This window comes from Bacillus sp. PAMC26543 (assembly GCF_014250375.1).
GTDB lineage: Bacteria > Bacillota > Bacilli > Bacillales > Bacillaceae > Bacillus > Bacillus halotolerans.
Window position 1 is genome coordinate 3,064,830 of record NZ_CP060193.1, and the last position, 16,089, is coordinate 3,080,918.

At 43.2% G+C, this 16,089-nt stretch carries 21 protein-coding genes; 10 read left to right on the forward strand and 11 right to left on the reverse strand.

Translation table 11 applies throughout. The features are described from left to right. Positions 1 to 113 precede the first annotated feature (113 nt). Together serC and trpP are read left to right on the forward strand one after the other, a co-directional pair. Positions 114 to 1,193, forward strand: a complete 1,080-nt coding sequence (gene serC, locus H7F27_RS15475; protein WP_185848127.1) for a 3-phosphoserine/phosphohydroxythreonine transaminase — start codon at positions 114 to 116, stop codon at positions 1,191 to 1,193. 123 nt (positions 1,194 to 1,316) lie between these two features. Beyond that, positions 1,317 to 1,835: a tryptophan transporter TrpP gene (gene trpP / locus H7F27_RS15480; protein ID WP_185848128.1), complete on the forward strand. Its 519-nt coding sequence runs from the start codon at positions 1,317 to 1,319 to the stop codon at positions 1,833 to 1,835. A gap of 72 nt (positions 1,836 to 1,907) precedes the next feature. Here the strand turns inward: trpP and H7F27_RS15485 are convergent, their stop codons facing one another. Further along, the gene (locus H7F27_RS15485) at positions 1,908 to 2,099 is read right to left on the reverse strand and encodes a membrane protein YhzF (RefSeq protein ID WP_185848129.1); all 192 of its coding nucleotides are present in this window, start codon (positions 2,097 to 2,099) and stop codon (positions 1,908 to 1,910) included. 127 nt (positions 2,100 to 2,226) lie between these two features. On the opposite strand from H7F27_RS15485, the gene H7F27_RS15490 reads away from it, so the two are divergent. Next, positions 2,227 to 2,583, forward strand: coding sequence for a YtxH domain-containing protein (locus H7F27_RS15490; RefSeq protein ID WP_024120778.1), 357 nt, complete (start codon positions 2,227 to 2,229; stop codon positions 2,581 to 2,583). A gap of 177 nt (positions 2,584 to 2,760) precedes the next feature. Continuing rightward, entirely contained in the window at positions 2,761 to 3,372 is a 612-nt protein-coding gene (locus H7F27_RS15495) for an HTH-type transcriptional regulator Hpr (RefSeq protein WP_024120777.1), read from the forward strand. Here the strand turns inward: H7F27_RS15495 and H7F27_RS15500 are convergent. Continuing rightward, positions 3,369 to 3,710 carry a YhaI family protein gene (locus H7F27_RS15500; RefSeq protein WP_024120776.1) on the reverse strand — a complete coding sequence of 114 codons (342 nt, stop codon included), beginning with the start codon at positions 3,708 to 3,710 and terminating at the stop codon, positions 3,369 to 3,371. The genes H7F27_RS15495 and H7F27_RS15500 overlap by 4 nt on opposite strands. Positions 3,711 to 3,917: 207 nt before the next feature. Between H7F27_RS15500 and H7F27_RS15505 the strand changes: the two genes are divergently transcribed. Together H7F27_RS15505 and H7F27_RS15510 are read left to right on the forward strand one after the other, a co-directional pair. Beyond that, positions 3,918 to 4,436 (forward strand): DUF3267 domain-containing protein, encoded by a 519-nt coding sequence (locus H7F27_RS15505; protein WP_024120775.1) that lies wholly within the window; start codon positions 3,918 to 3,920, stop codon positions 4,434 to 4,436. A gap of 71 nt (positions 4,437 to 4,507) precedes the next feature. Then, entirely contained in the window at positions 4,508 to 4,726 is a 219-nt protein-coding gene (locus H7F27_RS15510; RefSeq protein ID WP_081638266.1) for a hypothetical protein, read from the forward strand. 70 nt (positions 4,727 to 4,796) lie between these two features. Here H7F27_RS15510 and yhzE2 read toward each other — a convergent pair whose 3' ends face one another. Both yhzE2 and yhzE1 read right to left on the reverse strand, forming a co-directional pair. Continuing rightward, positions 4,797 to 4,883, reverse strand: coding sequence for a sporulation protein YhzE2 (gene yhzE2, locus H7F27_RS15515; RefSeq protein WP_003155248.1), 87 nt, complete (start codon positions 4,881 to 4,883; stop codon positions 4,797 to 4,799). Positions 4,884 to 5,008: 125 nt separating this feature from the next. Beyond that, positions 5,009 to 5,095: a sporulation protein YhzE1 gene (yhzE1, locus tag H7F27_RS15520; protein ID WP_003327753.1), complete on the reverse strand. Its 87-nt coding sequence runs from the start codon at positions 5,093 to 5,095 to the stop codon at positions 5,009 to 5,011. Between the two features lie 158 nt (positions 5,096 to 5,253). On the opposite strand from yhzE1, the gene H7F27_RS15525 reads away from it, so the two are divergent. Continuing rightward, positions 5,254 to 6,129 carry a peptidylprolyl isomerase gene (locus tag H7F27_RS15525; RefSeq protein ID WP_024120774.1) on the forward strand — a complete coding sequence of 292 codons (876 nt, stop codon included), beginning with the start codon at positions 5,254 to 5,256 and terminating at the stop codon, positions 6,127 to 6,129. A gap of 44 nt (positions 6,130 to 6,173) precedes the next feature. Here H7F27_RS15525 and H7F27_RS15530 read toward each other — a convergent pair whose 3' ends face one another. The 6 genes from H7F27_RS15530 to H7F27_RS15555 form a co-directional block, all read right to left on the reverse strand. Next, positions 6,174 to 6,386: a sporulation YhaL family protein gene (locus tag H7F27_RS15530; protein WP_010333590.1), complete on the reverse strand. Its 213-nt coding sequence runs from the start codon at positions 6,384 to 6,386 to the stop codon at positions 6,174 to 6,176. Between the two features lie 124 nt (positions 6,387 to 6,510). Further along, positions 6,511 to 7,455 (reverse strand): 3'-5' exoribonuclease YhaM, encoded by a 945-nt coding sequence (gene yhaM, locus H7F27_RS15535; protein WP_024120773.1) that lies wholly within the window; start codon positions 7,453 to 7,455, stop codon positions 6,511 to 6,513. A 73-nt stretch (positions 7,456 to 7,528) separates the two neighbouring features. Beyond that, on the reverse strand, positions 7,529 to 10,426 hold the full coding sequence (locus H7F27_RS15540; protein WP_081638269.1) for an ATP-binding protein: 2,898 nt from the start codon (positions 10,424 to 10,426) through the stop codon (positions 7,529 to 7,531). Between the two features lie 4 nt (positions 10,427 to 10,430). Further along, the gene (locus H7F27_RS15545; protein ID WP_185848130.1) at positions 10,431 to 11,657 is read right to left on the reverse strand and encodes a metallophosphoesterase family protein; all 1,227 of its coding nucleotides are present in this window, start codon (positions 11,655 to 11,657) and stop codon (positions 10,431 to 10,433) included. Between the two features lie 116 nt (positions 11,658 to 11,773). Beyond that, positions 11,774 to 13,033 (reverse strand): ABC transporter permease, encoded by a 1,260-nt coding sequence (locus H7F27_RS15550; protein WP_024120770.1) that lies wholly within the window; start codon positions 13,031 to 13,033, stop codon positions 11,774 to 11,776. Further along, the gene (locus tag H7F27_RS15555; RefSeq protein ID WP_101860882.1) at positions 13,026 to 13,922 is read right to left on the reverse strand and encodes an ABC transporter ATP-binding protein; all 897 of its coding nucleotides are present in this window, start codon (positions 13,920 to 13,922) and stop codon (positions 13,026 to 13,028) included. Before H7F27_RS15555 ends, H7F27_RS15550 begins: the two co-directional genes overlap by 8 nt. 127 nt (positions 13,923 to 14,049) lie before the next feature. On the opposite strand from H7F27_RS15555, the gene H7F27_RS15560 reads away from it, so the two are divergent. Further along, the gene (locus tag H7F27_RS15560) at positions 14,050 to 14,235 is read left to right on the forward strand and encodes a YhzD family protein (RefSeq protein ID WP_095713718.1); all 186 of its coding nucleotides are present in this window, start codon (positions 14,050 to 14,052) and stop codon (positions 14,233 to 14,235) included. 20 nt (positions 14,236 to 14,255) lie between these two features. Here the strand turns inward: H7F27_RS15560 and H7F27_RS15565 are convergent, their stop codons facing one another. Beyond that, on the reverse strand, positions 14,256 to 15,023 hold the full coding sequence (locus H7F27_RS15565; RefSeq protein ID WP_024120767.1) for an enoyl-CoA hydratase: 768 nt from the start codon (positions 15,021 to 15,023) through the stop codon (positions 14,256 to 14,258). Positions 15,024 to 15,188: 165 nt separating this feature from the next. Between H7F27_RS15565 and H7F27_RS15570 the strand changes: the two genes are divergently transcribed. Together H7F27_RS15570 and khtT are read left to right on the forward strand one after the other, a co-directional pair. Next, positions 15,189 to 15,527 (forward strand): hypothetical protein, encoded by a 339-nt coding sequence (locus H7F27_RS15570; RefSeq protein WP_081638265.1) that lies wholly within the window; start codon positions 15,189 to 15,191, stop codon positions 15,525 to 15,527. A 62-nt stretch (positions 15,528 to 15,589) separates the two neighbouring features. After that, complete coding sequence (khtT, locus tag H7F27_RS15575; RefSeq protein ID WP_010333581.1) at positions 15,590 to 16,087, forward strand: K(+)/H(+) antiporter subunit KhtT; 498 nt, start codon at positions 15,590 to 15,592, stop codon at positions 16,085 to 16,087. Positions 16,088 to 16,089 lie beyond the last annotated feature (2 nt).

The following is a 16,089-nucleotide window of genomic DNA, read 5'->3' on the forward strand; positions in this document are numbered from 1 at the left end:
ATATTCGTCATTTTCTTTTGATAATTCTAATTTTTTATCAAAAAAACTGAATTTTTGTGATAGGATAATTGTATTATTTATTACATTAACGTGGAAAACAGGGAGAGATCATGATGGAACGTACAACGAATTTTAACGCAGGTCCTGCAGCGCTGCCATTAGAAGTTCTGCAAACAGCACAGAAAGAGTTTATTGATTTTAATGAATCCGGCATGTCCGTTATGGAGCTTTCCCACCGCAGCAAAGAATATGAAGCGGTGCATCAAAAAGCGAAAAGCTTGCTGATTGAACTGATGGGCATCCCGGAAGACTATGACATTCTGTTTCTTCAAGGCGGGGCAAGCCTTCAATTCTCAATGCTTCCGATGAACTTTTTAACACCTGAAAAAACCGCTCATTTTGTGATGACAGGCGCTTGGTCTGAAAAAGCGCTCGCTGAAGCGAAACTGTTCGGAAACACATCTGTGACGGCGACAAGCGAATCAGACAATTACAGCTACATTCCCAAGGTTGACCTTACAGATGTAAAAGACGGCGCATATTTACATATTACATCTAACAATACGATTTTCGGCACACAGTGGCAGGAATTCCCGAATTCTCCAATTCCGCTTGTCGCTGACATGTCCAGTGATATTTTAAGCCGAAAAATCGATGTATCCAAATTTGACGTCATTTACGGCGGTGCCCAAAAAAACCTTGGTCCTTCAGGTGTTACCGTTGTCGTAATGAAAAAATCATGGCTGCAAAATGAAAATGATAACGTTCCAAAAATCCTTAAATATTCAACACATGTCAAAGCGGATTCTCTTTACAACACTCCGCCTACATTTGCCATTTATATGCTGAGCCTCGTCCTTGAGTGGCTGAAGAAAAACGGCGGAGTTGAAGCCGCTGAACAGCGCAACGAACAAAAAGCACAGGTTCTTTACAGCTGCATTGACGAAAGCAATGGCTTCTATAAAGGCCATGCCAGAAAGGATAGCCGTTCACGCATGAACATTACCTTTACGCTCCGTGATGACGGTTTAACGAAAAAGTTCGTTCAGGAGGCAAAAGAAACAAAAATGGTAGGCCTTGGCGGACACCGTTCAGTAGGAGGCTGCCGTGCTTCCATTTATAATGCGGTGTCACTGGAAGACTGTGAAAAATTAGCTGCGTTCATGAAGAAATTCCAGCAGGAAAATGAGTAAAAAGTCTGGCTGTGCAAACCATTCGTTTGGTATACTGTTTGCATAACAAATTCTTTAAGCCTTCGCAATAAATGATGAGCATATTATTGGAGGGCAAAAAGCTTAGCAGAGGAGAGCATAGTTATGAAAACAAAAGAGTTAGTCATTATGGCTCTGTTTGCCGCAATCGGCGCAGCGCTCCATTCCATTATTCCGCCCTTTTTAGGCGGGATGAAACCAGATATGATGCTGATCATGATGTTTATGGGCATCCTTCTGTTCCCGCGGGTGCAAAATGTACTCGTTATCGGGATTGTGACCGGGATCATTTCAGCTCTTACAACCGCATTTCCGGCCGGACAGATTCCGAATATCATTGACAAACCTGTATCAGCGTTTCTGTTTTTCTTCCTGTTCCTTCTGGTCAGAAAGAGCCAGAAAACAGCTGCAGCCACAGTGCTGACAGTCATCGGCACCATCTTATCAGGAACTGTATTTTTAACGTCAGCTTTATTTATCGTCGGTTTGCCTGGCGGTTTCGCCGCATTATTCGCCGCAGTCGTTCTTCCGGCAGCTGTATTGAATACAATTGCCATGATCATAATGTATCCGATTGTGCAAACCATTTTAAGACGCTCAAGTTTTATGGAAGCTGCAAAATAAATGTGACACAAAACCTCTTCCGCTTCCGGGAGAGGTTTTTTTAAAAAAGAGCCCGCAGTATGTCAGCATGTTTTAAGCGAGGAGTTTTGTGAAAAAGATAAGACATAGTGTAAAGGCGGTTCCGGTTGAACAAACAAGCGCTTTCTGCCGGATGACTTTCTTCGGCGGATAAGAAGCAGCCTGGCTGAGAAGTCTGATATAGTAAATGGCGCCTGTTGCAAAGGCAAGGGTGATGCAGGATAACACAATTATAAAGACAGACAACCTTCTCCCTCCTTTTCACTTAAAAAATATGCTAAAATAAAGCAAGCTATGTATAGAAGTTCATTCTTCGAACAAAATTGAAAAAGCTGCACGTATCATATTTCAAGAAAAAAACGGGGTGATTTTAATGGCGGACGGACGTTCTCTATTAACAGGACTATTCGTGGGCGGCATCATCGGAGGTGCTGCAGTTCTTCTATCAGCACCTTCTTCAGGTAAACAGCTGCGTGAAAAAATCAAAACCAATTGCGATTCTTTTGAAGAAACGATCAAGCGCTTAAAATCAGACGGCTTAACTTTAAAGGACCAGCTAGTGAAAGCGGCAAAAGAAAGTGCAGATGTCATTAAAGACGTGAGCGGTGAACTGCAAACCTCAATTAAAAAATGGCAGGAAGAGATCAAACCTCATCAGCAGGATCTTCAAAAAGAAATCGCCGATATTGAAGAAAAAATCAAACAGCTGGAGAAAACCTTACAAAACTAATATCCTATTCAAAGGAAAAAAGTGCGGGTCATAACATGACCTGCACTTTTTTTATTCGCAAAAGCCTTTCCTAGCAACGGCTCAAGAATTTATTAAAAAATTCTTACATTTTCATCTTTATTAATCTTTATTTTATTGGCATAATAGAGAAAAAGATAAAGAGAAGCAGGTGACGTAATGAATCAAGTGGAACCGCCTTATGATGTGAAAGAGGCTCTGGTCTTCACCCAGAAAATGGCTCAGCTTAGCAAAGCTCTTTGGAAATCGATTGAGAAGGATTGGCAGCAATGGCTCAAACCGTATGACCTGAATATTAATGAGCACCATATTTTATGGATTGCTTATCAGCTGAATGGAGCTTCCATTTCTGAAATTGCAAAGTTCGGAGTCATGCACGTTTCAACGGCATTTAACTTTTCAAAAAAGCTTGAGGAACGCGGGTATTTAAGGTTTTCAAAACGGCTGAACGATAAACGAAACACATATGTTCAGCTGACTGAGGAAGGAACTGAGGTATTCTGGAGCTTGCTTGAAGAATTTGATCCGACGCGCAACGCGGTTTTTAAAGGGTCACAGCCTCTGTATCATTTATTCGGAAAGTTCCCTGAAGTGGCAGAAATGATGTGTATGATCCGCCATATATACGGCGATGATTTTATGGAAATCTTTGAAACATCACTCACAAATATCGACAACGACTTTGAAAGCGTAAACGGAAAACTGAAGAAAAAAGCAACGGACACTGCTGCGGATGAATCAGCCGAAGAACTTGAACCTGTAAACAGTTAATCAAAGTGTCTGATAATGTCTATAAAAACTTCCATCAGTTCTTTATAAAGCCCCTGCTCATACAGGGCAAAAATCGTTTCATGAACATCTAATTTTTCGTTCAGCTGTCCGGCAAAAAGCGCAAGGAGCTTATCAAAGGTTACAAATCCTTGCGCTTTTTGTGCTGCCAGCTCCTCCGACAATTCACCGCATATGCGCACAACCTCTTCCCCTTCTTCTCTGCTCAGCCCTTTATCAATCAGCAGCGCATAGAAAGGGTACCTGTCCATATCCACTGTTTTCACTAATAATTGTATGTAATATTCCAATCGCTCAATGCGATGATCCATCGAATCCATCCACACCACTTCTTTCTATCTTTAATCTTATTTTAGCTGATAATTCACTGAGAAGAAAGTTCTAACCCCATATTTCATAGATTGTTTGCTCCTTTCAAAAAAATACCTATTGAAAGATATTTTTTCTTAAAAAAGCATTGATTTTTTTTCTTGGGAGGAGTAAATTATTTTGAGATTCTATTCAAGATGTACGGAAGGATGACTTTGATGAATTGCTGGAAAACCATAAATCTGATGAAAGATTATGGTGCCGTTCGCATAATATTGATTGCTGTGTGTTTCATGATTATGGTTTTTATATCTAACTTCTTAGCATTTGAGCTGTTGCGGCCTAAAACAAGCTTGAGTGATGAATATGTACCGCTGTTCGGCGTTTTGCTCGTCGTTATTTTATTTGTACATAAAGTCATCCATGTCCTGCCGATCATCTGCAAAAAAAGAAAAATAGAAAAAAAGATTTATATATGGCGTATGCGAACGTGGAAACGGATACCGAAAACGACGATGCTGATTTCACTGTTAAGCCCTTTTATGCTGATAACACCTGTATTATTTTACGCCGCGCTGGCGTTTCCGAATCACGCCCATTACTTCTGCATGATTTCAGGCATTCATGCAGGCTACTGTCTGCCTGACTTTTTGCTGGCTCTGAAGCTGATGCAAGCACCGAAAGCATGCTTTATCGATCAGGAAGCAGACGGCTTGGATATTTTGGTCGAAAAGTAGCGGACGCTTGGCGCTGTGCCGATTTTTCAGTTTACATTCTATCTTTTTTGATAAATATTTGGTAATGTAATATGGGAGCAGTTCAGAGAGAGGGGGAATCTCCCATCATTTTATTCTATTTTATCGTGACTGCCTTGTTTATTGTTTACTTTATAAACAGGCTCACCAATACATTATGCCTTGTCAGAGAGATTCCTGAAGAGCGCCAGGATAAGGTATTTCGATTTATCAATGTATGTATATTAATTTTACTGATCTCTTCATTTGTGGAGATATCCTTTACTGTTTAAATATGAAGGAAGTAAAGAAAGCATAGCTGCCGGTCTCGCTAGAACCGGCAGCTATGCTTTTTTGCATTGATTAGTAAAGCCAAGAAGCGCCGATGATAATCAACAAGATAAATAAGACGACCAATAAAGCGAAACCGCCTGCAAATACTTCACCCATCTTAAAAAGCACCTCCTGTAAAAAGCTTTATTTTCCAATTACATCTTATGCAGTTAATTGATGAAACGATTAGGCGCTTGTGAAAGTAAAGGATCGCTTATTCAACAAGCGATCCCTTTTGCTGCTTAGTAGATGTAAGCTGCACCTACAATGATAAGCAAAATGAACAGTACAACAAGCAAAGCGAAACCGTTTGAATATCCTCCGCTCATGTTACATACCTCCTTTTCTTGATCAATATATTTGTATGTCATCAGCGAAAGTTTGACTAGACGAATGCCCTTTATTTAAAATCTTTTTACAGAAAGCCACAATATGTTATGATACGCATAGGCAATTCAATTTGGAATGATTAGGAGTGTTTGAAACAATGAAGAAAATCGCAATAGCAGCTATCACTGCTACAAGCATCCTCGCTCTCAGTGCTTGCAGCAGCGGCGACAAAGAAGTCATCGCAAAAACAGACGCAGGCGATGTAACAAAAGGCGAACTTTACACAAACATGAAAAAACAAGCTGGAGCGAGCGTCCTGACTCAGCTGGTGCAAGAAAAAGTTTTGGACAAGAAATACAAAGTATCAGATAAAGAAATTGACAACAAGATGAAAGAATACAAAACACAGCTCGGTGATCAATATACTGCGTTAGAAGATCAATATGGAAAAGATTACCTCAAAGAACAAGTTAAATATGAATTGCTTACACAAAAAGCAGCTAAAGATAACATCAAAGTTACAGATGACGAAATTAAAGAATACTGGGAAAACTTAAAAGGCCAAATTCGCGCAAGCCACATCCTTGTCGCTGACAAAAAGACAGCTGAGGAAGTAGAGAAAAAGCTGAAAAAAGGCGAGAAATTTGATGCCCTTGCGAAGGAATACTCTACAGACACAGGCTCAGCTACAAACGGTGGCGAACTTGGTTGGATTTCAAAAGATAACGAACAACTGGATTCCACATTCAGAAAAGCTGCATTCAAGTTGAAAACAAACGAAGTCAGCGACCCTGTGAAAACACAATTTGGCTACCATATCATCAAAAAGACTGAAGAACGCGGAAAATATGAAGATATGAAAAAAGAGCTGAAATCTGATGTTCTCGACCAAAAACTTAATGACAACACAGCTGTGCAGGCAGCCGTTCAAAAAGTAATGAAAAAAGCTGACATCGATGTGAAGGATAAAGATTTGAAGGATACATTTAACACTTCTGCTTCTACTAGCAGTCCTTCAAGCAGTTCTAAATAATAAAAAAAAAGCTGTGCAGGCTCACCGGAGCTGCGCAGCTTTTTTTATGCGATGGAATGATTTTGGTTTTCTTCCTCACGCTGCTGGGACGTGCGGCGTTCTTTTTCTTTTTCCATCCTTTCAATATAAATCTGACCTTCTTTTTCAATAAAAGACTGGTCTAACTTATCTTCCTCTTTGGCTGCTGACACCAGCTTATATGCACTGAAAATGATACCCACAATACAAAGATATACCCACCATGGAAAAAACAACACGGGCTTCTCCCCCTTTTGCATAGATTCTTTATTTTTAACCTTATGCAGGAATGAGACAGGTTATGAGCGGGAAAAGCATGTAAAAAAGGACTGAGCTGAACATGTCAGCATCAGTCCTTTTTGATTATTGATGAAAAGTCGGTTTATAAAAGGAACGGTTTTCAAGTGCAAATACACGTTCAGTGTACTCACCCGGCTTCACGCGCTCCAGCGCTCTGTCCATCATATTCATTTTCGCATCCAGATTATCAATATAGTGCAAAATTTCCGCTTCTTTTACCATCGGCGGTTTTGGGCTGCCCCATTCTGCTTTGCCGTGATGGCTCAGGATCAAGTGCTGAAGAATCAGCACCTCTTCAGAATCGATTTGAAGCTCCTCAGCCGCTTTTGACAGCTCTGTGACCATAATGGAAATATGGCCGAGCAGATTGCCTTCTACTGTATAGGAAGTGGAAACGGGCCCGGACAGCTCTTTCACTTTTCCGAGATCGTGAAGGATAACTCCTGCATAAAGAAGATCACGGTCAAGAGACGGATATAAATCAGCAATTGCTTTTGCCAGATTCAGCATAGAGACGACGTGATACGCTAAACCTGAGACAAACTCGTGATGATTTTTCGTAGCCGCCGGATAATCCATAAATTCTGCTTCGTGCTTTTTGACCAAATATCTTGTTATCCGCTGGATATTTGGATTTTTCATTTCAAATATATATTGAGTGATGGTATCCAGCATTTCATTTTTCGGAATCGGCGCAGTTTCCAAAAAATCATCAATATTGACGTTTTCATTCTCGCTTACCGGTCTGATATTTCTCAGCTTCAGCTGGGTGCGTCCGCGGTAATGGTGGACATCCCCCACAACCTTAACGATCGTCTGCGGCGCATAGGTTACTTCATCACTTTGCTTGGCATCCCACAGCTTGGCTTCAATATCACCTGACTGGTCTTGAAGCATCAGAGTTAAAAACGGTTTTCCATTGCTTGCAATCCCTTTTGTTAAGGATTTAATCAATAGATATTGGTCAACCTGTTCGCCAACCTCATGTAGCATAATCCCTTTAGCCATACTATTAAAGCTCCCTCCATATCTTACATAATATCAGTATATCACATACCGATTTTCAGCTATATAACCTCATTTATGATACTAAATGGATGATTTGATCACTTTGAAACGCATTTTTTACATGTTCATGGCATGTAAAATAGAAAATCTGCCGTTCTCCTCCTGATAAAACAGCAAGCATTTCCAGCACGCGGTTCAGACGTTTCTGATCGAAATGTACAAAGCTGTCGTCGAGCTGGAATGGCAGCATTGCCCCATCCTGACGAGTAACGGCCAGAGCGAAACGAATTGCTGTATACAGCTGTTCACACGTGCCCTGAGACAGCTCTTCCGCCTGAAATACCGTTCCAGCGCTGTTCATAACCATGATGGAATCATCTGTTTCGGAAAAATAAATCGATTGATAGCTGCCGTCAGTCAGCGGGCGGAAGAATTCTTCAGCTGTCTCCAAAAGACGCGGCAATCCGACTTTTTTATGCCGCTCCATTTTGTTTCTGATCACATGTCTGACCATTTGAATCGATGCCCATTTTTTTGCAGCTTCTTTCACACGCTCTTTTTGCATTTCGGTTTGCAATTTGAGATCTGAGACCAATCCCGAAGCCTCTAACTGTTCCTGTTTGACCAAAAGCAATGCGATTTGAGCGCGCAGCTGTTTCAGCTCCTCATCGAGCCGTTCTTTTTTTTCATGTTCCTGCAGTCGTTTTTGTTCCAATTCAGAAAGAGTGCCGGAGTCCGCCAGATGAAGTTCTGCTGAGCTGACACCTTGAAGCTGTGCATTAACGTTATACAGCCTTATTTCAGTATCCTTCAATTTCTTGCTGATGTCGGCTATGGCGAAAAACTCATTTCTGTTTTTTGCACCCGCCTCAGTGAATAATTGTTCGATCTGCGCTTGGAAATACCGTATCTCTTGCTCCAGCTCCAGCACCTGCTCTTCGTGAAATTGGATATCTGTTTCAATTTCTCTTTTTTGCTTCTCGATCTCTTTTTCGCGTTCCGCATTTTTCCGCAGTGCGTGAAGGACATCAGCCACGGGGGTTTGAGAATCGTTTTTGTCAGAATGCAGCATTCTGACGCGTTCCTCAAATGTTCGCCGATGCTTTTGTAATCTCCCGGCTTCGATCGTCAGCTCATGTTTTTTCTTCACTTCTTTTTTTACATCCTTCATTACATTGTAAGCATCCAGTAAGAAGGAAGGGTCTTCCTTAAATCCGAGTTCATTCATGAATTGCTCAGCTTGGCTGAAGGAGGGAGCCATATCGGCCTCCCACTGTTCGAATTGCTGGATGATCCTTTCGTAAGCTGCCTCTTTCTGCTGGAGCTCTGCCTGCAACGATGTGAGGTGCTGTTTATTGCGGTCATCCTCCCATAGCGCTTCTCTAATCGCTTCGGCTTCTCGCGGAGAAATATCCGTCTCTGGCTCTTTCCTCTCCCTTACTTCTTCAGAAGACAGCGGCTTTCTGCCAGTTGTAAAGGCATACAGCATGAATGCAGCGCCGACGCATATGGCTGGAATCCATTGCCCCAGCAGCAGAAAGAGAACCATGAAGAGAATGCCTGCTGCAATCACGATCTTCTTTTGTTTCGCCTGCTGCCTTTCGAAGAACTTCAGCTGTTCCCTCAGTTTCATCTGCTCTTGATGCTGTCCCTGTGCTTCATCATATGCTTTAAGAGCGGCTTCTTTTTCTTTTCTTTGGCTGTTTTCAAGTATGGCGGTAGATACGTCACGAATTGCCCTTTCAGCGTCTTCCAGCTCGCGCCGCGCCGCTTCAAACGCTTCATCAAGCTGTCTTTTTCTGTCTCTTGCCTGTACGTAATGCCGCACCGCCTGCTGGAGCTGCCATTCATAGTCATAAGACGTGTTCATATTCAGCAGTTCATTTTCATCTGTTTTATTCAGCTGCTCCAGCCCAGCCGCTGCCTGTGAAGAGGACTGACGCAGCTGAGCCTGGATGGCGGCAAGCTGTTCCCCGTAGGATTGGTACATATGATACGCTGATGATAGCTCTAGGATAAGCGCTTCATTCGCCAATATATCCTCATTCGGGTTAAGCTTTTGCAGCTGTTTGTCCAACTCTGCAAGCTTTACCCGAAGCGCCTCCAGCTGTGCGGATTTCGGATGAAGATGGGATTCATACTTTTCTAAACGATGTATCCCGTCAGCAGGGAATTGCCCCGCATGCTCCGGATATTGTTCAATCGCCTGTTCCAGCGCAGTTTTTTCGGTTAGCACCGGCTTCAGTTCAATGGCCCTGTCGATGTTTCGAATATGTTCCGCAGTCTCATTCAGCTCTGTTTCAGCAGCAGCAAGACGGGATTCGAGCGTTCTTTTCTCCTCAAGTAGCTGATGATAGCCCGCCTCCTCCGCTTCAGCCTGCTTCAGCTTTGCTGCCAGCTGCTTCAGCGTTTCCAGCTCCTGATTCAAATGAGGGTTTCGGCCGTTTGGTTTAAAGAGCCTTTCGCTTTCCTTCATCAGTCTTGAATCAAGCTTTGATACAGCTTCAGCGCCAAACAGGCTGGAAAACAGCAGGAATTCTCCAATCTTGTCCCGATTAAAGGCGTGAATTTCCTGCAATCCGAATACGTCAAACGAATAAATGGCTTTGTACAGCGCCCTGTCCGTACCCTGGAACAGCTGCTTCAGAAAATCTTCCTGCTTTACCTCTCCGGTTTCTGTGTACACCCTTACCTTCTCAGCGGTTCCTTTCGTCCGTTCAATCTTCATCACGCCGTATTCAGGGTGTTCAGCCTCAAGAACACCGCCATACACACCGCCTGATTTCGGTTCATATTTTTTCGATTTCGGAAAACCAAACAGCATGCTTTCGATAAATGACATCATCGTCGTTTTTCCTGCCTCATTTAATCCGTAGATTAATTGGACAGGCGAGGCGGAAAAGTGAAAGGTTCGATTTGAAAATTTTCCGTATTGGTAGATATGTATTGATATGATTCGCATTGCTTTCACCGCCTCATGACTCAAGCACCTTAAGCTGTCTTTTCAATAAAACCTGTGCCTGCTCTTTTATTTCCTTTATCTCCTTTTGACTAAACCGGTCTGCGTGTCTCCTATATACAGGATGCCGTTCAAGTCCTTCCAGCACGCCTGCAAGATCAGTCTGTTCAATGTCTTCCAATAAACCGCCGAAAAAAGGATCAAGGCTCTTAAGCTCTGCTTCATTTTCCGTCTCATCTTCTAATGAGAGCGGCCATATAAAATTCTCCTCGTCTACCTCTTGCTCCTGAAAGGCTTCAAGGAGCTCGTCCAGTGAACCTCTCGGCGCATCCGATAACCATTCTGGCGCGATCCCCTGTAATACGAGCTTCACACAAGCAGGAGTCCCTTTTTTCCGCAGCTTTGAAAACGTATCCTCGACAATTTGAAAGAGCGCGGTCATATTCTCTATCGCTGACACATCAACTTCTGCTTTCTCCCACAGGACGTCATGCGCTTTCTTAAATTCATAGGAAATATTTCCGCGCTCCACACGGACAAGATAAAAGCCTTTATCTCCTGTTTCCTTCATATGGCGCGCTTGAGGATTTCCCGGATATATCACGGCCGGATTCCCGGCAGAAACAACCTGGCGTTTGTGAATATGGCCAAGCGCCCAATAATCCATCCCGCTTTTCACAAGATCATCCTGAGTAAACGGGCAATATGGATCGTGTCCTTCAGATCCTGATAACGTGCCGTGGAGCATCCCGATATGAAAGGGCGCGTCAGTTGATCTCCGGTAGCGGGCGGCTTGGTTTTCCGTCACGGCTCTGGTCTGATAGCTGAAACCGTAAATGCTTGCTGCGCGCCTGTCATTCTTATAAAACGATTTTTCTTCAGGGACTGGGGATGTAAACATGTGAACATTCTCCGGCCATTCAATCGGCGTCCATTCTCCGCCGAGATGATCATGGTTCCCAAAAATCACATAGACTGAAATCCTGTACTCTCTAAGTCTATCGAACTGTTTTTTCAAAAAGAGCTGCGCCTTTAAACTTCGATTGGCCTCATCAAACAGATCCCCCGCCAGCAAAACGAAATCAACGTTCTCTGTGATTGCAGCGTCTATAATATGTCTCACGCTTGAAAACGTGCTTTCTTTGATCCGGGCAAAAATGGGTTCCGGCAGATGCGATATCCCGTAAAACGGGCTGTCGAGATGAAGATCTGCCGCATGAATAAAGGTTAGATCAGTCAACATTCTGCTCCTTTCCAGGATGAAGTACCCTTATTTTAGCACCGATTTCTTGCGAATGCACGTTCTGTCAAAACGAATACAATCAAAAACAGCCTGAGCATCCCCAGGCTGTTTTCCAATCAGCTTTTTGACAAACGCAGCGCTTGTTTGATTGCTTTAAACGCGCTTGAGTTGCCGTAAATCAAGACGCCGCCTTTATAGATTCTGGCGCCAATGACGGCAAGTATGATAATGGTGAGCAATGTTATCCCGATGCCGGCAGCCGCCTGCCAAAACGGAATATCAAGCATGCCGACGCGCAAGAACATAATCATCGGCGTAAAGAACGGGATAAACGATGTGACCGTAATAAATCCTGCGTCCGGAGCGTTTAGTCCGAACATGGCAATCATAAAACCGGCAACCACCAAAAGCGTCATCGGTGTGATCGTTTGCTGCACGTCCTCTATTCTGCTGACGACGCTGCCAAGAAACGCGGCCAGTGTCGCATATAAAAAGTAACCGAGCAAAAAGAAAATAACAGCATATATCACGGTAGAAACGGGAACGTCGGTCAGATTAAGAAAACCGCCGACAGATGAAGCCGTTTCGCTCGTTTTGTTCAGCTTCAGCGATAGATATCCGGCAGAAATAATGACAGCAAGCTGTGTTATTCCGACAAGCCCGATGCCTAACAGCTTTGCAAACATTTGCTGGATCGGCGGCATGCTTGAGATGAGGATTTCCATGACACGCGAAGATTTTTCAGTCGCAACCTCCATCGCAATCATACTGGCATACATAATAACGGAGAAATATATGACAAACAGCATAATGTAAACAAGCCCCATCGCCTGCCCCAGCTCTTCCTCAGACTTTGCACCCTCTTTCAGCGCCTCCTGCCCGACAGTGACAGGCGCATAGAGGCTGCTGATGGTTTCCTGCGAAACGCCGAGCTCCTCTGTTCCAACAGCAGTTTTTGTTTGTGTTAACGCCTGCTGCAGTGTTTGGTACGTGCTTTCATCCGAAATCGTTAACGCTTTGTACGTCCCTGAGATCGTCCCTTTTTCATCTCTTTTGATAATGAGCATCCCATCAAGCGTTTCCTCTTTGACTTGCTTTATAACCTTTTCCTCTGATTGCTTAGACTGCTTCACATCAAGATCGCTGTCTGTATCGACTGCTTTCAGTTGCTTTGAGAAAATCGGATATAATTCGTTTGTTTCATCAATAACAGCAATTTTCTCTTTTGTATCTTCTCCTTGAAACATAGAAATGATCGATTCTAAATTGGTGACAGCCAATACAAGCAGAACTGTGATCACAGTAGAAATAATAAAAGACTTTGCCATAATCTTATTTTTGTATGTATGAGAAAGCATGATCAAAAATTTATTCATAGACGGCCCCCACCTTTTCTATAAAAATATCATGGAGTGACGGCTCTTCAAGCTCAAACTTTCGAATAAATCCTTTTCCTTGGAGCATGGCGAAGATCTCTTGAGAGATGTCTTCATTGGCAATTTGCAGCTTTACGCCGCCCGCCGTTTCTTTCCATTGCGTAATTCCTTCATGCCCCTGTAAAAAATGCAGATCGTCATCGGAATGAATGGTCACATTCTTTTTGCCGAATGAACGTTTAATTTCCTTCAGTCTGCCTTGCACAACAGGCTTCCCTTTTTGCAAAATACAAAGGTGCTCACACAGCTCTTCGACATGCTCCATCCGATGGCTGGAAAATAAAATCGAGACACCGCTGTTTTTCAAAGAGATAACAGCCTCCTTCAACAGCTCGACATTGACAGGGTCCAGCCCGCTGAATGGCTCATCGAGAATCAGCAGCTCAGGCTTATGCAAAACCGACGAAATAAACTGGATTTTCTGCTGGTTTCCTTTTGAAAGCTCTTCTACTTTTTTATTCTCGTATTCTGTTATATTGAAGCGTTCAAGCCATGTTCCGAGCTCTTTTACGGCTTCGCGTTTCTCCATGCCTTTTAATCTTGCCAGATAGACAAGCTGGTCCTTTACCTTCATTTTCGGATAAAGTCCGCGCTCTTCCGGCAAATATCCGATTTTGTTGATCATACTGTAGTTGACGGGACGGCCTTTCCAGCTGATCGTACCCTCCGTAATGCTTAATAAGCCGAGAATCATACGAAAGGTCGTCGTTTTTCCCGCTCCGTTTGCGCCTAAGAGGCCAAACATTTGCTGTTCCGGAATTTCCAAATTCAAACCGTCAACCGCTTTATAATCTCCAAATGTCTTCGTTACGTGATCAATCGTCAGCACCGAATCTCCTCCTTCCCTGACCCATTATATACTATATTTGGTTAAAACATAATAAAGGATTTTGGTTTGTTTTTTAGAATATAAATGAAGAAAGAACGATAAATGATGAAGTTGGAGGCGAAATATAATGGCGGAGTATTTTCTTACGGCTTTTGATCCTTCGGGAGAAATACTGATAAACGAGCGATTTGACGCGGAAAACGAAGATACGGCAAAAAAGCAGGGTGAAGCCCTGTTAAAGGAAAAAGAGATTCATCGTCATACCCATCGTTTAGTGAATGCAGCCGGAAAGCTGATTTTGTTTCAGAGATGATCAGCTTCCCGGCTGATCTGTTATGCTTGAAACTTCGGCTCCCGTTTCTCTAAAAATGCACGGATTCCTTCCTGGTGATCTTTTGTCCTCCTCATTCTCTCCTGGGCACTTCGTTCAAGAGCCAGCACCTTCTTCAATTCATCAATATGGAGGCTTTGAAAAATGGCTTTCGTCTCAATCATTGCCAATAAGGGCGAGGCTAAAAGCGTTTCAACATAAGGTCTTGCACCTTCCGCAGGATCTCCGTTAAATGTTCCATCCAAGAGACCCATGCCAGCCGCTTCTTCAGCGGATAGCTTTTTCCCGCTCCAAATCAGCTTTTTCGCTTTCGCTTCCCCAATCCTTTTTTTCAGCAAATAATGTCCCCCGCCATCAGGAACAAGGCCGATGCCGATAAAGTTCATTGCAAGGACGGCATTTTTCTCCGCAAGCACAATGTCAGCACAAAGTGCTAAACTCAAGCCCAGCCCAGCGGCAGCACCATGGACAGCGGCAATTGTCACTTTTTTCATTTCGTATAACGTTAAAGTAATGGCTTCGATCGTATCCATCAGCTGCCTAAATTGATCAGGGTCATGCTCAGAGGTCATCATCCGTATATCGCCGCCTGCCGAAAAACCTTTTCCGGTACCTCTCAGGAGGACGATGAGCGCCTCGCTTTCAGAAACCTTTTCACACGCCTCCTTCAGCTCGAAAAGCATTTGCTCATTCAAGGCGTGATGAGCATCAGGACGATTCAGCACAATTTCTGCCACAGGCCCCTTCAGTTCATATTGAATATAATCCATATGAAACACCTCCATGTATACGCTTTCTTTTTTTCTTTCTCATATACATTCCCCGCCGTCCTTAAAGAAACCTTTTTTATTTTTCAAGGTCAATAGATACTGAAAAATGCATATCATTTGAATGGGAACATAAAGTTTTATATAGTGAAATGGAAGGGATATAGAATGAGAAAGGGGGAAGGTAACATGGATAAATTGCTGATCAGCTTTCTATTAAGCTTATTTATGGTGTGCTTTCCCCCTTCTGACGTGGCCCTGCCCTCCCAGTTTGATGCAAGCACTGACAGCTATGTGCCAATGTCCTCATATCCGAAAGAATCACAATCAGCCAAAACGCCGTCACCGGGCAGTCTGCATCTGGCGGAGTTTATGAAAGAGTACAATCCATTGGCGCAGTCTATCAGAACGTTATCTGTCAAGCCGCTTGATGATCCTCACATCAACAGGCTGGAAAGGGTTTGTGCCGTCCCTGTCAAATACCAGTCTAATTACCTCCGAATATGAATGTATATCGTTTTGTTTGTACCCTATCTTTTATGCCAACACTACATTCGGAGGGATTTTCATTGAATATAAAAGAAAACGATCTGCCGGGAATCGGCAAAAAATTTGAAATTGAAACAAGAAACCGCGAAAAAATGACGATTATCATTCATGATGACGGAAGAAGAGAAATCTATCGATTTGATGATCGGGATCCGGATGAGCTTCTTTCCAATATTTCATTGGATGATTCTGAAGCAAGGCAAATTGCAGCCATTTTAGGCGGCATGGTCTATAAGCCGCAGGCGCTGGAATCCATCGAGATGGCGTTTAGCGACCTCATTATTGAATGGTTTAAGGTGGAAAAAGGCGCGAAGTCAATCGGGCGCACCCTCGGCGAACTTGATGTCCGTCAAAACTATGATGTCACTGTCATCGCCATCATTAAACACAACCAGCAAAAGTTTTTAAATCCAGGCGCTGACTCGGTGATTGAAGAAGATGATACCCTTGTCCTCTCAGGTGAAAGAAAGCATCTGAAAAAACTGACTCATGATTTTCTTTCTAGAGAGGGCGTGTGATC

Bases quoted from the DNA above. Each gene is read 5' to 3' on its own strand.
- H7F27_RS15505 (WP_024120775.1), top strand. From the start codon at position 3,918: ATGAATTGCTGGAAAACCATAAATCTGATGAAAGATTATGGTGCCGTT.
- H7F27_RS15570 (WP_081638265.1), top strand. From the start codon at position 15,189: ATGAGAAAGGGGGAAGGTAACATGGATAAATTGCTGATCAGCTTTCTA.
- H7F27_RS15525 (WP_024120774.1), top strand. From the start codon at position 5,254: ATGAAGAAAATCGCAATAGCAGCTATCACTGCTACAAGCATCCTCGCT.
- H7F27_RS15500 (WP_024120776.1), bottom strand. From the start codon at position 3,710: ATGGATTCGATGGATCATCGCATTGAGCGATTGGAATATTACATACAA.
- H7F27_RS15560 (WP_095713718.1), top strand. From the start codon at position 14,050: ATGGCGGAGTATTTTCTTACGGCTTTTGATCCTTCGGGAGAAATACTG.
- yhzE2 (WP_003155248.1), bottom strand. From the start codon at position 4,883: ATGGGTGAAGTATTTGCAGGCGGTTTCGCTTTATTGGTCGTCTTATTT.
- H7F27_RS15565 (WP_024120767.1), bottom strand. From the start codon at position 15,023: ATGGATTATATTCAATATGAACTGAAGGGGCCTGTGGCAGAAATTGTG.
- H7F27_RS15545 (WP_185848130.1), bottom strand. From the start codon at position 11,657: ATGTTGACTGATCTAACCTTTATTCATGCGGCAGATCTTCATCTCGAC.
- serC (WP_185848127.1), top strand. From the start codon at position 114: ATGGAACGTACAACGAATTTTAACGCAGGTCCTGCAGCGCTGCCATTA.
- H7F27_RS15550 (WP_024120770.1), bottom strand. From the start codon at position 13,033: ATGAATAAATTTTTGATCATGCTTTCTCATACATACAAAAATAAGATT.
- yhaM (WP_024120773.1), bottom strand. From the start codon at position 7,455: ATGGCTAAAGGGATTATGCTACATGAGGTTGGCGAACAGGTTGACCAA.
- H7F27_RS15490 (WP_024120778.1), top strand. From the start codon at position 2,227: ATGGCGGACGGACGTTCTCTATTAACAGGACTATTCGTGGGCGGCATC.
- H7F27_RS15495 (WP_024120777.1), top strand. From the start codon at position 2,761: ATGAATCAAGTGGAACCGCCTTATGATGTGAAAGAGGCTCTGGTCTTC.
- yhzE1 (WP_003327753.1), bottom strand. From the start codon at position 5,095: ATGAGCGGAGGATATTCAAACGGTTTCGCTTTGCTTGTTGTACTGTTC.
- H7F27_RS15510 (WP_081638266.1), top strand. From the start codon at position 4,508: ATGGGAGCAGTTCAGAGAGAGGGGGAATCTCCCATCATTTTATTCTAT.
- trpP (WP_185848128.1), top strand. From the start codon at position 1,317: ATGAAAACAAAAGAGTTAGTCATTATGGCTCTGTTTGCCGCAATCGGC.